The sequence below is a fragment of the Bradyrhizobium sp. 33ap4 genome, assembly GCF_032654765.1.
GTDB classification, from domain to species: Bacteria; Pseudomonadota; Alphaproteobacteria; order Rhizobiales; family Xanthobacteraceae; genus Bradyrhizobium; species Bradyrhizobium australafricanum.
In genome coordinates, this window is the sequence record NZ_JAUMTJ010000043.1 from 70,332 (window position 1) to 83,533 (window position 13,202).

Here is a 13,202-nt window from a genome sequence, read left to right on the forward strand (position 1 = left end):
GCGTGGCCACCGATCTGTTCGAGACCATTGGCGATGCCCGGCCATCGCGCGAGACGATCGCGGATGGCGCGGTGCTGTTGCGCGGCTTTGTCCGGCCGTTCGAGGCCGAGCTGATCCCGGCCTTGCGTGCCATCGTCAAGCAGGCGCCGTTCCGGCATCTGATCACGCCGGGCGGCCACCGCATGTCGGTCGCGATGACCAATTGCGGCAGCGTCGGCTGGGTCTCCGATCCCAGCGGCTATCGCTATGATCCGATCGATCCCGTCTCGGGACAACCCTGGCCTGAAATGCCGGAGGTGTTGCGCAGGCTCGCCGCCGACGCCGCTGATGAAGCCGGCTTCAACGGCTTCGCGCCTGAGGCCTGCCTGATCAATCGCTACGTCCCCGGCGCAAAACTGTCGCTGCATCAGGACAAGGACGAGCTCGACTACCGCGCACCGATCGTGTCGATCTCGCTCGGGCTGCCGGCGATCTTCCTGTTCGGCGGCCTGCAGCGCAGCGACACGCCGCGCCGCTATCGACTCGAACATGGCGACGTTGCGGTGTGGGGCGGCTCGTCACGGCTATTTTATCACGGCGTGGCACCGCTCGCAGATGGCGAGCACAGCGTGCTCGGCCGCCAGCGCATCAATTTGACCTTCCGCAAGGTGCGCTGAACCGCCGGGTGGTCTAGACTTGGCGGATGACCACCAAGGCCGACCGCGCCGTCAACCGCACCGGCGTCTATCTCGCCGTGCTGCAGCTCGTCTTCACGCTGGGCTGGACCACTTATCTGATCTATCTGCCGAAGCTGTGCGCCGATGTCGGCATCGCGCCGTCGACCGTGATCCTGATCCTGATGATGGATCAAGGCATCTTCACCGTCACCGACACGGCGATGGGCATCGCCGCCGACAGGATCTCGAGCCTGGTCGGCCGCCTTGGCTTGTTTGTCGGTATCCTTGCCGCGATCTCCTGCGCCGCCTTCGTCGCATTGCCTTACGTCGCCGGCACCGGGCCGGGTGCAAAGGTCTGGCTGATCGTGCTGATCGTGATCTGGGCCGTGACGTCGTCGGCCTTGCGGGCGCCGCCGCTGACGCTGCTCGGCAAGTATCGCGCGCAACCCTCGGTGCCGTTCCTCGCGGCGCTGGCGATGCTGGGTTATGGCATCGCGGGCGCGGTCTCGCCCTATCTTGGCGTCGTGCTGCGCAACCAGGATGCACGGCTGCCGTTCGTGCTGTCAGGCGCGGTGCTGCTACTGACCGCGCTCGCCTTCTCAGGCGTCGAGCGCCGCATCGCGGCAGAGGCGCAGCCGGCGCGGCTGGCGCCCCCGGCGAAGCGGCTCGGGGCGGTGCCGATGTTCCTGATCGGATCGATAGTGCTGCTGTCGCTCGGCTACCAGCTGCACTTCAACATCAACAGCGCGCCGTTCTATTTGCGCTTTGCCAAGGCGGACGAGCTGCAATGGCTGATGCCGGTATTCTGGATCGGCTTCAACATCGCGATGTTTCCGGCAAGCATCGTCGTCAAGCATCGCGGCGGCCTGATCGTGATGGGCGCGGCGGGACTGCTCGGTGCCTTTGCGATCATCGCCGCCGAGATCGCCGGCAGTCTCAACGTCCTGATCGTGGCGCAATTCATGGCGGGGGCCGCTTGGGGCTGCATGCTGATGAGCGCGGTGTCCGCGGCGCTCGCGATCGGGGAGACCGGCGCGGAAGGCAAGGTCACCGGCCTCGTGTTCTCGGCGCTGGCGCTTGCGACCTTTGCGCGGATGGCGGCGGTCGCGGGCGGCCTGCAGAAGATGCCGGACTATGCGCCGCTGGTGCATTGGGCGCCGGTCGCCTGCTGGTCGGTCGCCGGCGCCGGCCTGCTCGTGATCGCCGCGTCACGGCTGCAACACGGGGTGAAGAGCGCTTAGCGTCGTCATTCCCGTGGCGCGAAACGAACCCGGAATCTCGAGATTCCGGGTTCGATGCTGCGCATCGCCCCGGAATGACGAGCGTTTGGCTTAGTTATTCCGCGCCGGATGGATGAACGCCCAGGGCGAGACTTCCGAATCCGTCGGCACTTCCACCGAGATCACGTAAGGCCCGCCGTCGGCCAGCGCCTTCTCCAGCACGGGGCGGAAGTGATCCGGCGAGGTGACCCGCGCGGCGCCGACGCCGAAGGATTCTGCAAGCTTCACGAAATCCGGATTCACCAGGTCGGAGGCGACGACGCGGCCGTCGAAGCGCTCGCGCTGGTCGCGGCGGACATTGCCATAGGCGTTGTTGTTGAACACCAGCGTCACCACGGCGATCTTGAACTGCACGGCGGTGGCAAGCTCCTGCACGCCGAACATGAAGCCGCCGTCGCCAGTGATCGCGACCACCGGCTTGTCCGGATTGGCGACCTTGGCGCCAAGCGCGGTCGGGAAACCCGAGCCGAGCGTGCCCTGATAGCCCGAGGTGACGAAGGTCCGCGGCTCGTAGATCGGAAAGCCGTACCAGGAGGCGAAACCGACCTGCGACAGCTCGTCGGTGACAATGGCGTTCGCCGGCAGCACCTCGCGCAGGATCTTCAGATAGGCCATCTGCGGCTGGATGCGCTGGATCTCCTGCTCGGTCGCGGCCGTCGCCTCGCGGATCGCGGCGCGGCGGCCGGAGGTCCTGCGGTAGCCCACCTTGCGCACAGCGGCGGCGAGATCGGCGGTGCCGGCCTTGGCGTCCGCGATCACGCCGGCATCGGCCGGCCAGCGCCGCAGCTCGACCGGATCGATGTCGATGCGCACGCATTTCAGTCCGGCGGGCTGGTAGGGCCAGCGCGACATCGTCGGCAGCTCGAGGCGCGTGCCGATGCCGATCATCAGGTCGGTCTTCGGCCAGAGCTTGTAGGCCGAAGCCATGGTGAGCCCGAGTTCATGCGCGTTGGAGACGATGCCGCGGCCGCTGCGGAAGGCGACGACAGGCGCGTCGATCATCTCGGCCAATTCGAGGATCTCCTCGCGCGCCTCGATGGCGCCGCTGCCGACGAAGATCATTGGCGCCTTGCTGCCGGCGATCAGGTCGGCGGCGGCCTTGATGCGGTCCGCATCGGGCTGCGGCGCCGGCAACGGATCGAACGGCTTGACGGCTGCGACCTGGGTGCGCTGGGTGAACACGTCCCACGGCATCTCCAGCGAGGCCGGGCCGCGCCGGCCCGACAGCATCTCCTGGAACGCGCGCGACACCAGCGCGGGGGCGTTATCAGGGTATTCGATCCGGTCGGCCCATTTCACGAAGGTGCGCAGCGTCGCGAGCTGGTCCGGCATCTCGTGCAGATGGCCGCGGCCCTTGCCGAGGAACTGCGTCGGCACCTGACCGGTCAGGCACAGCACCGGCTCGTTGCAGCCGAATGCGGTGAGCAGCGCCGCCGAGGCGTTGAGCACGCCCGGGCCGGGCACCACGCTGAACACGCCGGGCTTGCCGCTGGAGCGCGCATAGCCGAACGCCATGTAGCCGCAGGCCTGCTCATGCCGGGCGCCGATCACCTTGAGCTGGGCCTGGTGGAAGGCATCGAACAGGCCATAGATCTGCGCGCCGGGCAGGCCGAACACGGTGTCGACGCCGTGGGCGACGAGGCCGTTGACGATCGCTTCGCCGCCGGATGTTGAGGTCATGGCACTGTCCACTTTGCTGGTGAGGTTAGGTGGCTTCGTCGACGACGCTGTTGCGCAGGATGCCGACGCCTTCGGCCTCGACCTCGACGACATCGCCGGGCTTCAGATAGCGCGGCGGATCGAACCGCGCACCTGCACCGGTCGGGGTGCCCGTGACGATGATGTCGCCGGGAACCAGCGTCGTGAAGGTCGAGATGTAGTTGATGAGGTAGCGGAAGCCGAAGATCAAGCGCGAGGTGCGGTCGTCCTGGCGGGTCTCGCCGTTCACCCGCGTGGTCAGACGGATATCGGCGATCTGCGCTTCACCGGTGTAGGGCACGATCCACGGGCCGAGGCTGCCGGTGGAATCGAAGTTCTTGCCCTGGGTGACGTTGAACTTGGCGTGCCGCACCCAGTCGCGGATGGTGCCTTCATTGCAGAGCGTGACCGCGGCGATGTGATCGAGCGCGGCGCTCTCCGCAATGTCCCGGCCGGCCTTGCCGATCACCAGGACCAGCTCGCCCTCATAGTCGAGCTGCGGCGAGATGCGCGGCCGCACCACCGGCGTGTTGTGGCCGACGAAGGAGCGCGGCACCCGCAGGAACATGCTCGGGTATTTCGGCGCGTCCGAGCCGTCCTTGTATTCGGCATTGCGGTCCGGGTAGTTGACGCCGATGCAGATGATCTTTTCCGGCGCCGGGATCGGCGGTTGCCAGTCGACTGCGTCGAGCGCATGGTCGGGCGCGCGCCTGGCGGCATCCTCCACGAGCCTGCTCAGCGCGCCGGCGGCGATAGCCTCGCGCAGCGTCGGATAGTCCTTGGCGAAGCGCGACGAGAGGTCGACGATGCCGGTGTCGGTGACGACGCCATAGCTGGTGGCGCCGTTGAAGGAATAGGTGGCGAGGCGAGGAGAGGGCATTAGTAGTCCCATAATTGGTGTCGTCCCTGCGAAAGCAGGGACGACGTGAGGAGGAAGGCGCGCACTAGTCCGCGACCAGCACGTCGGCGACGAAGCGCGGCTCGCGCACCGCTTGGCCGGCGAAGGTCGAGCCTTCCTCGAACCAGGAGCGCGGCGCCGGCGCGCCCCACAGCGTCTGGCGGCGCGGATCGCGCAGCGACCAGCGCAGCGGCTCATGGTCGTGATCGCCGGTGAAATAATCGCTGGTGTAGAGCTCGATGCGGTGGCCGTCGGGATCGCGGATGTACAGGAAGAAGGCGTTGGAGATGCCGTGCCGGCCAGGGCCGCGCTCGATGTTCTTGAGGTAGCCGGAGGAGGCCATCACGTCGCAGAGATGCACGATGTTCATCGCGGTCGGTACCCAATAGGCGATGTGGTGCAGGCGCGGGCCGCGGCCGTTGGTGATGGCGAAGTCGTGGACATTGCCCTTGCGGTGCATCCAGGCGGCTGCGATGCGGCCGTTGTCGCCGTCCTCCTCGGCATATTCGGTGAGGCGGAAGCCGAGCCGGGCGTAGAAATCGACGGTGTCCTGCACCTCGGCGGCGAACACGTTGAAATGGTCGAGCCGCTGCGGATGGCAGCCCTTGTAGAGATCGTAGCGCCGCAAGAAATGGGGGCGCTTCTCCATCGTAGCGTAAAGCTCGATCTGGAAGCCGAACGGATCGGTGAATTGCAGGGTGCGGCCCTGGAACGGCTGGTCGACGAAAGCGTAGGCGATGCCGTTCTCGGAGAAGAAGGCGGCGGCCTTGTCGAGGTCGCCGTCGTTGCCGACCTTGAAGCCAAGCCGGTTGCAGGCCGCCTTCGGCGCCTTGCGCAGCACCACCGAGTGATGCTGGTGCTCCTCGCTGGCGCGCAGATACACCGACTTGTCGTCGCGGTTCTCGATGTGGAGGCCGACCGTCTTCTCGTAGAAGGCGGCGCTCTTGTCGAGATTCGTGACGTCGAGCACGGCATGGCTGCAGCGGATGATGTTGAACGGCGGATCGAAAACGTGCGTTGGAACGGGCATCGGTGTTTCCCCTCAATTCTATCGTCATTCCGGGGCTCGCGAAGCGAGAACCCGGATTCTCGAGGTTCCGGGTTCGATGCTGCGCATCGCCCCGGAACGACGGCTGGCTAAATTCCCAGTTTCTGAATCTTGTGCGTCCCGCGGGCGAGCGAGACGTGCTTGGTTTCCATGTAGAAGTCGAACGAGTAGTCGCCGCCGTCGCGGCCGATGCCTGACGACTTCATGCCGCCGAACGGGGTCGGCAGATGGCGGACGTTCTCCGAATTGAGCCAGATCATGCCGGCTTCCAGCGCATCCGCCACGCGTAGCGCGCGGCCCATGTCGCCGGTCCAGACATAGCCGGTCAGGCCGTACTGCACGCCGTTGGCGATCTCGATGGCGTCAGCTTCGTCCTTGAACGGGATCACGGTCAGGAACGGGCCGAACACCTCCTCCTGCGCGACGCGCATTTTTGCGTTCGCGCCGGTCACCAGCGTCGGCTGCACATAGTGGCCGCCGCCAGGACCGTCATGCGGCTTGCCGCCGACCGTGATCGTGGCGCCGTCCTTCTTGGCGACGTCGAAATAGCTGCACACCTTGGCGAGATGCCGCTCATGGATCAGCGGCCCGATCTCGGTGGCGGGATCGAGGGGGTGGCCAACCTTGAGCGCCTTTACGCGTTGGGTCAGCTTCTCGATGAACTTGCCGGCGACGCTCTCCTGAACCAGCAGCCGGCTCGACGACGTGCAGCGCTCGCCATTGAGCGAGTAGATCATGAACACGACGGCATCGAGTGCGCGATCGAGATCGGCATCATCGAATACGATCACCGGGTTCTTGCCGCCGAGCTCGAAATGCACCCGCTTCAAGGTCGGCGCGCCCTGCGCCATGATCGCTGAGCCCGTCGCGCTCTCGCCGACGAAGCCGATCGCCTTGATGGCGGGGTGCTCGGTCAGCGCCTTGCCGGCCTCTTCGCCGAAACCATGCACGGTGTTGAGCACGCCGTCGGGGATGCCGGCCTGTTTTGCGAGTTTGACCAGCAGATCGGCGGTGACGGGCGACCATTCCGCCGGCTTGTGCACCACGGTGCAGCCGGCCGCGAGCGCCGGCGCGATCTTCCAGGTCGAGAGCATGAACGGCGTATTCCACGGCGTGATCACGCCGACCGGGCCGATCGGCACGCGGGTCGAGATGTTCCAGTGCTCGTCCGAAGGCGTGTTGAGACCGTCGCGGGCCTCGCCGCATTTGTCGGCGAAGAAGCGGAAATTCTCCGCGGCGCGGATCGCGGCCTTGGCCATGAAGCGGTGCGCCTGGCCGGTGTCGATGCATTCGAGCACGGCGATGTCGTCGGCGCGCGCCTCGATCGCATCGGCGACGCGATGCAGCAGCTTGCGGCGCTGCGCCGCCGGCATGTCGCGCCAGGCCTTGAAGGCCTTGGACGCCGCGGTTGCGGCACGGTCGATATCCTCGGCATTGCCGCGTGCGACCGTCGCCAGCACCGTGCCGTCAATCGGCGATCTCGTCTCGAAGGTCTGGCCGGAGGCCGCCGGCACGATCTTGCCGTCGATCACATGGCCGATGCCTTCGGCTTTCAAGCTTGCAAGCAGCGGGCCGGCGCGATCGCGGTTGGCCTGGAACACGTCGGCTGGCGATTTCGCTGTCGCTTTATCCATTGACCGTCTCCACCTTCAGTGCGTCGTGGATGTTGTTGCGTTTCCAGCTAGTTTCCTTGTCGTTGATCTGCATGTCGAACGACAACGCGAATTTACTGTTGGCGAAGACCGGATCGAGATGAGCCGATAGCGCCTTGAAGATGTACTCGCCGGCCTTCTTGCGGGTGGCGAGATCGCGGCCTTCGCCGAGCCGCAGCACCATGTCGAGGAAACCGTAATTCTTGCGGCCGTCGGCGATCGCGTAGTGCTCGCATCTGACGGCACGGACGCGGATGCCGCCGAGCGGGAAGATGCCGGTCTCGACCGCGGCCTTGCGGACCAGTTCGACCGTCGCGCCCATGTCGACCAGATCGTCGAGATTGGCAGAGTATTCAAGCGTGAAATGCGGCATGCAGCGCTCCTGCTGAAGGCGTCAGGCGAAGTAGCAGCTTACGGAACCATACGGTCCGTAGTCGGCCTGGATGGTGTCGCCCTTGCGGGTCTCGATCGGACGGATGAAGGAGCCCGCCAGCACGACCTGGCCGGCTTCCAACGCCAGCCCGTTCGGCGCGATCTTGTTGGCGAGCCACGCCACCGCGGTCGCGGGATGATTCAACACGCCGGCGGCCAGGCCGGTTTCCTCGAGCTGGCCATTTCGGAAGCACAGCGCGCCGATCCAGCGCAGGTCGGCGTCCAGCGGGCGGATCGGCCGGCCGCCGAGCACGATGCCGGCATTGGCGGCGTTGTCGGCGATGGTGTCGAAGATCTTGCGGGTCGCCTTGGTCTCGGGATCGACGCGCTCGACCCTGGTATCCAGGATCTCCAGCGCCGGTACCACGAAATCGGTCGCGTTCAGCACATCGAACAGTGTGCAGTTCGGCCCGGTCAGGCGATGCTTCATCACGAAGGCAAGCTCGGCCTCGACGCGGGTGGCGATGAAGCGGTCGGTCGGGACCAGGCCGCCATCGGCGAAGAACATGTCGTCGAGCAGGATTCCGGAATCGGGCTCGTCGATATTGAGCGCGCTCTGCATCGCCTTCGAGGTCAGGCCGATCTTGTGGCCCTTGACGACGCGGCCCTGCGCCACCTTCATCTCGACCCAGGCCTTCTGAATCGCGTAGGCGTCTTCGAGGGTGATGCGGGGGTATTCCAGCGAGAGCTGGCGGATTTGCTTGCGGGTCTTTTCCGCGCCGTCGAGCCGTTCGGCGGCAGCGCGGATATCGTCCTTGGAGAGGGCCATGCGTGCTACACAAAAGTGGATGTCGGGGGATGATTAACATGTTAAGTGAATTCCCGCAAACTGAATCAAGGCATGTTGCAACGCAAAATTTCGTTGCGCAGGATTAGGTAATGGCGCGCAAAAATTCGAACGACATTCGGCCGGGGCAGGGCGAGGACGTGGCGGCGCGACGGACCCCGATGCGCGAGTTCTCGCGCTCGCTGCCGATGTCGCTGCTTCGCGCCCGCGAGGCGGTGATGCGGCAATTCCGTCCGTCGCTGCGCAATCACGGGCTGACCGAGCAGCAATGGCGGATCCTGCGCGCGCTCACCGCGGTCGACGAGATCGAGGTCACCGAACTCGCCCGCATGGCGTTTCTGCTCGGCCCGAGCCTGTCGCGAATCCTTCGCGATCTCGAGGGCCGCGCGTTGATCGAGCGCAAGGCAGCGGAGAACGACGCGCGGCGCGCAGTGGTTTCGATCTCCGCCAAGGGGTTGAAGCTGATCGAGGCGGTGGCGCCGACGTCGGAGACGATCTATGCCGAGATCACCCGGCGCTTCGGGGCGCGCAAGCTTGCCGAATTGCAGGAGATGCTGGGCGCGCTCGAAGCGAGCCTGGCCGGAATGGGCTCGTCCGATGACGCCGAGGGCGAGGCTGACGAGTAGCTTCGATCATGCGCGGCATTCGCGCTCAGGCCATGTAGGGCACGCGCGAAATCACGTTGATGGCGCGGAATTCGGCAATCCAGCCCGCGACCTTCGAGTGGGACCATTCGATATGGCGGCGCAAGATGGCTGCCGCCGCGTCGCCGTCACGCGTGCGCAAGGCCTCGATGATCACCAGATGCTCGTCCATGAAGGAATCGATCTGCGGCGCGGTCAGGGCGACCTGAATGTGCTTGCCGATCACGAAAGCGCAGTGGGTGCGCTTGAGGGCTTCGATCATCTCGCGATTGGCGCCGTAACCCAGGCAGCGGATATGGAGGTCGCCTTCGATCTCATCGAGTTCGCCGACGCCGACGCGGTCGCGGTGCTGGATCCCCTCGCGCAGCCGCTCCGCCATGCGGTCGAGCAGGGCGGCAGGAATTGTCGCCGTCGCGGACTTGAGGAGCAGCGGCTCGAGCGTTGCGCGCACCTCGAAGATGTCGCGGAGGCGGTCCTCGTCCAACGGCACCACGTACCAGTGCGCCTTGGCGCCCTTCTCGAGGATGCCGATCGCCTGCGCGCGCAGCAGCAGGTTGCGCGCCACCGTGCGCCCCACCCGGAAATGCCGCGCCAATGCGAGCTCGCTGACGCGGAAGCGTCCGAACAGCGACCGGTAAATGATCTCACGTTCGAGCTTGTAGTAGAGCGTATCCCAGGCGTCGCTGCGCACGGCATCGACGGGGCCGTCGGTCAGCCCAAACATTTCCGGTGTGATCGGGACGCGCCGAGGGTCGACCTTGCGCTTGCCGGCGATGACGCCGCGACCGTCGAACCGCCGCACCAGGCCGATATGCTCGAGCTGTTCGAAAGCCTGCCGCACCGGAGAGCGGCTGGAGCCGAACAAGGTCGCGATCGCCGATTCGGAAAGAACCGTGCCAGGTGGCACGTCACCAGCGCGGATGTGCTTTGCCAATGCGCTCTTGATCAGCGCGTAGGCCGGCTGTTTTCGTCTGGTTTGCGATTTCGCTCGTGGAATCGACATGGGATGGCTGCCCGCTGGCCACACTATCACGTGATCGCGTCATGGTCGCTCGTAGCAGGCATTTACGCACCTCTGCCAGCGAACTTTTGACTATTGCGTGCAATGTGCAATCATGTTTAGCTGGGTCAAACGCCAGATTGATGGTCGCCGTTGCACGGCTTGCGCGCTGCAGCGGTGCTCACGTTTGCTCGTCGCGCCGTTTGATGGCTGCGGACGGGCCAACAGATCGACGCGTCAGCTCGTCTCAACGCAGCCGACAGCAAGTTCGGCGCATCACAGGGAGGATGGAATGAAACTGACGAGACGTGAGTTTTCCGCCAGCTTGGCGGCAGGTCTCGCCGCACCCGCGCTGATGCGCAGCGCTTGGGCGCAGGGTGCGACGATCAAGATCGGCATGTGCGTGCCGGTGACCGGACCCGCGGCGGAGCAGGGGCTGTGGGCCCAGAACGGCGCCAAGCTGGCGCTGGCCGCGGTCAACAAGGCCGGCGGCGTGCTCGGCAAGCAGGTCGAACTCGTCATCGAGGACGATCAGACCACCAATCCGGGCATCGTGCTGGCATTCTCCAAGCTCGCCGCGCAATCCGACATCGTCGCCTTCCTCGGCTCGATCCGCTCGACCCAGGTGCAGGCGATGGCGCCCGACGTGATCAAGGTCGGCAAGCCGGTGATGATCGGCGGCACCAATCCCGACCTCACCCATTCCGGCAATCCCTGGCTGTTCCGCTTCCGTCCGAACGACAATTATTCCGGCCGCGTGATCGCCGACTTCGGCGTCAATACGCTCGGAAAGAAGAAATGGGCGATCGTGCATTCGACCGACGCCTTCGGCACGGCAGGCGGCAAGGCGCTCTCGGAAGCGCTGACCAAGCTCGGCGCGCCGCCGGTGCTCGACCAGGGCTATGCCAATCAGAGTCAGGACTTCACCCCGGTCGTACTGGCCGTGAAGCAGTCCGGCGCTGACGTGCTCGGCACCTACTTCACCTTCGAGAACGATCTCGGCATCTTTGCCCGGCAGCTGCGCCAGCTCGGCGTCAACATTCCCTGGGTCGGCTCGCCCTCGGTGGTGGCGGTCTCCTCGACCAAGCTCGCCGGCCCCGCGCTGTTCAACACCTACGGCGTCGCCGACTTCGCCGAGGATTCAAGCGATGCGGCGAAGGCGTTCGGCAAGGCCTATCGCGATGCCTACAAGACCGCGCCCGACAACCAGAGCGCTTGGCCCTACGATGCGATCACCATCCTGTCGGCGGCAATCAACAAGGCCGGCTCGACCGATCCGAACAAGATCCGCGACGCCATCCTTGCGACGCAGAAGTTCGCCGGCGCCGAGGGCGAGTACAATTTCGACAAGAACGGCGACGGTCTGCACGGCTACAATGTCGTGAAGAACGACAAGGGCAAGATCGTCTACGACAAGCATATCGACTTCAACGATTGATGGCGGTTCGGCCTCTCCGGGTCAGCTCGGAGAGGCCGTTCGTTCGCGACACAATTCTCAGATCGAGCGCTCGTTATGGATCTCGTCCTCCAACTGCTCTTTACCGGCATCGGCATCGGCGCGGTCTACGCGCTGGTCGCGCTCGGTTTCGTGCTGATCTTCCGTGCCACCAACGTGGTGAACTTCGCGCAAGGCGAGTTCTCGATGGTCGCCGCCTATCTGATGGTGGTGTTCTCGGTCGATCTCGGCTGGCCTTACTGGCTGTCGTTCCTGATCGCGCTCGCCGGCATGGCGTTGTTCGGCGTCATCTTCAATCTCGGCGTCTATTATCCGCTGCGCAATCGCACCTATCTGCCCGTGATCATCGCCACCATCGGCGCCTCGATCCTGCTGTCGAACTCGGTGCTTGCGATCTACGGCCCGCAGCCGCAGGTGCTGCAGGGCTGGTTCGATACGCCCGGCATCCAGCTCGGCCCGGTCTATCTCGACAGCCAGTATCTTCTGATCATCGGCGTCACGATCCTCCTGGTGCTGTTCAATTTTTGGTTCTTCGAGAAGACGCTGCTCGGCAAGAAGTTGCAGGCGACCTCGCAGGATAAGGAAATGGCCTCGCTGCTCGGCATTTCCGTTTCCACCATGATCATGATCACCTTCATCTATTCGGCCGTGCTCGGCGGTCTCGCCGGCATCCTGGTGGCGCCGGTGCTGTTCGTCTCGATCCAGATGGGCTCGACGATTGCGCTGAAGGCGTTTGCCGCGACCATCATCGGCGGCTTCGGTGACGTTGCCGGCGCCATCGTCGGCGGCCTCGCGCTCGGTGTCATCGAGACGTTCGGTGCCGCCTATATTTCAGTGCCGTACAAAGACGGCTTTGCCTTCCTGGTGCTGATCGCTTTCCTGGTGTTCCGGCCGCAGGGCATCTTCGGCGAACGCGTCGCGGAGAAAGCATGAGCGCCACCGACAACATGATCCCCGCGCCGGCCGTGCGCTCGAAGCCGCTGATCATCCGTCATCTGCCGTATTTCATCGGCGCCGCGGTGCTGGTGGCGCTCGCCGCCGGCATGCGGTTCGACGGGTACATCCTCAACATCCTGCTGCAGGCCACGACCTTCTCGATCGCGGTGTTCGGGCTGTCGGTCGTGCTCGGCCTGTGCGGCCAGATCAACCTGGCGCAGGCCGCGTTCTTCGGCTTCGGCGCCTATGTGGTCGGGCTCGGCACCGCGGACCTGCACCTGAACTTCTGGCTCTGCCTGGTTGGCGCCTGCGCGATCACGCTGATCGCCGGCGCGTTCCTCGGCATGTCGACGCTGCGGCTCGGCGGGCACTACCTTGCGATGGTGACGATCTCGTTCCAGCAGATCGTGACGCTGGTGATGATCAATGCCATCGGCGTGACCCACGGGCCGGACGGCGTCGCCAACATTCGCCGGCCGGAGCTGTTCCAGTCCTCGCAGAGCTACCTGGCCTTCTGCGTCGCGATGCTCGCGATCGTCGGTTATCTGGTCTGGCATCTGCCTGATACCAAGCTCGGCCGCGCCATGCGCGCGGTGCGCGACAACGAGCTTGCGGCGGGCGTCAATGGCATCGACGTGTTCCGTCGCGGAGTGTACCCATGGCTTTCTGAGCGCCAAGGTGTTGAGTGTTATAGTTGTCTTCCTAAGACCGCTTG

General features: G+C 65.1%; 13 protein-coding genes. 6 read left to right on the forward strand and 7 right to left on the reverse strand.

The window, feature by feature from the left end:
• The first annotated feature begins 2 nt into the window (after window positions 1-2).
• Both alkB and Q2M23_RS29170 read left to right on the forward strand, forming a co-directional pair.
• Window positions 3-656 (forward strand): DNA oxidative demethylase AlkB, encoded by a 654-nt coding sequence (alkB, locus tag Q2M23_RS29165; protein ID WP_057015725.1) that lies wholly within the window; start codon window positions 3-5, stop codon window positions 654-656.
• Between the two features lie 26 nt (window positions 657-682).
• Window positions 683-1,897, forward strand: a complete 1,215-nt coding sequence (locus Q2M23_RS29170) for an MFS transporter (RefSeq protein ID WP_316397864.1) — start codon at window positions 683-685, stop codon at window positions 1,895-1,897.
• Between the two features lie 90 nt (window positions 1,898-1,987).
• Here the strand turns inward: Q2M23_RS29170 and Q2M23_RS29175 are convergent, their stop codons facing one another.
• The 6 genes from Q2M23_RS29175 to hpaH form a co-directional block, all read right to left on the reverse strand.
• The gene (locus Q2M23_RS29175; RefSeq protein ID WP_316397866.1) at window positions 1,988-3,616 is read right to left on the reverse strand and encodes a thiamine pyrophosphate-dependent enzyme; all 1,629 of its coding nucleotides are present in this window, start codon (window positions 3,614-3,616) and stop codon (window positions 1,988-1,990) included.
• A 25-nt stretch (window positions 3,617-3,641) separates the two neighbouring features.
• A complete protein-coding gene (locus Q2M23_RS29180) occupies window positions 3,642-4,514 on the reverse strand; it encodes a fumarylacetoacetate hydrolase family protein (protein WP_316397868.1) in 873 nt (290 codons plus the stop codon).
• Window positions 4,515-4,578: 64 nt separating this feature from the next.
• A complete protein-coding gene (gene hpaD, locus Q2M23_RS29185) occupies window positions 4,579-5,562 on the reverse strand; it encodes a 3,4-dihydroxyphenylacetate 2,3-dioxygenase (protein ID WP_316397869.1) in 984 nt (327 codons plus the stop codon).
• 107 nt (window positions 5,563-5,669) lie between these two features.
• Entirely contained in the window at window positions 5,670-7,214 is a 1,545-nt protein-coding gene (gene hpaE, locus Q2M23_RS29190; protein WP_316397870.1) for a 5-carboxymethyl-2-hydroxymuconate semialdehyde dehydrogenase, read from the reverse strand.
• A complete protein-coding gene (locus Q2M23_RS29195) occupies window positions 7,207-7,605 on the reverse strand; it encodes a 5-carboxymethyl-2-hydroxymuconate Delta-isomerase (protein ID WP_076832987.1) in 399 nt (132 codons plus the stop codon). The genes hpaE and Q2M23_RS29195 overlap by 8 nt, the downstream gene beginning before the upstream one ends.
• 21 nt (window positions 7,606-7,626) lie before the next feature.
• Complete coding sequence (gene hpaH / locus Q2M23_RS29200) at window positions 7,627-8,433, reverse strand: 2-oxo-hept-4-ene-1,7-dioate hydratase (RefSeq protein WP_141339477.1); 807 nt, start codon at window positions 8,431-8,433, stop codon at window positions 7,627-7,629.
• 110 nt (window positions 8,434-8,543) lie between these two features.
• On the opposite strand from hpaH, the gene hpaR reads away from it, so the two are divergent.
• Window positions 8,544-9,077: a homoprotocatechuate degradation operon regulator HpaR gene (gene hpaR, locus Q2M23_RS29205; RefSeq protein ID WP_316397873.1), complete on the forward strand. Its 534-nt coding sequence runs from the start codon at window positions 8,544-8,546 to the stop codon at window positions 9,075-9,077.
• Between the two features lie 25 nt (window positions 9,078-9,102).
• Here hpaR and Q2M23_RS29210 read toward each other — a convergent pair whose 3' ends face one another.
• Window positions 9,103-10,098, reverse strand: a complete 996-nt coding sequence (locus tag Q2M23_RS29210; RefSeq protein WP_092083321.1) for a GntR family transcriptional regulator — start codon at window positions 10,096-10,098, stop codon at window positions 9,103-9,105.
• A gap of 289 nt (window positions 10,099-10,387) precedes the next feature.
• On the opposite strand from Q2M23_RS29210, the gene Q2M23_RS29215 reads away from it, so the two are divergent.
• The 3 genes from Q2M23_RS29215 to Q2M23_RS29225 form a co-directional block, all read left to right on the forward strand.
• Window positions 10,388-11,533, forward strand: a complete 1,146-nt coding sequence (locus tag Q2M23_RS29215) for an ABC transporter substrate-binding protein (RefSeq protein WP_092083322.1) — start codon at window positions 10,388-10,390, stop codon at window positions 11,531-11,533.
• Window positions 11,534-11,608: 75 nt separating this feature from the next.
• Window positions 11,609-12,484: a branched-chain amino acid ABC transporter permease gene (locus tag Q2M23_RS29220; RefSeq protein WP_016841141.1), complete on the forward strand. Its 876-nt coding sequence runs from the start codon at window positions 11,609-11,611 to the stop codon at window positions 12,482-12,484.
• Window positions 12,481-13,202: branched-chain amino acid ABC transporter permease (locus tag Q2M23_RS29225; protein ID WP_316397876.1), on the forward strand; the 722-nt coding region annotated here is incomplete at its 3' end. The genes Q2M23_RS29220 and Q2M23_RS29225, both read left to right, overlap by 4 nt.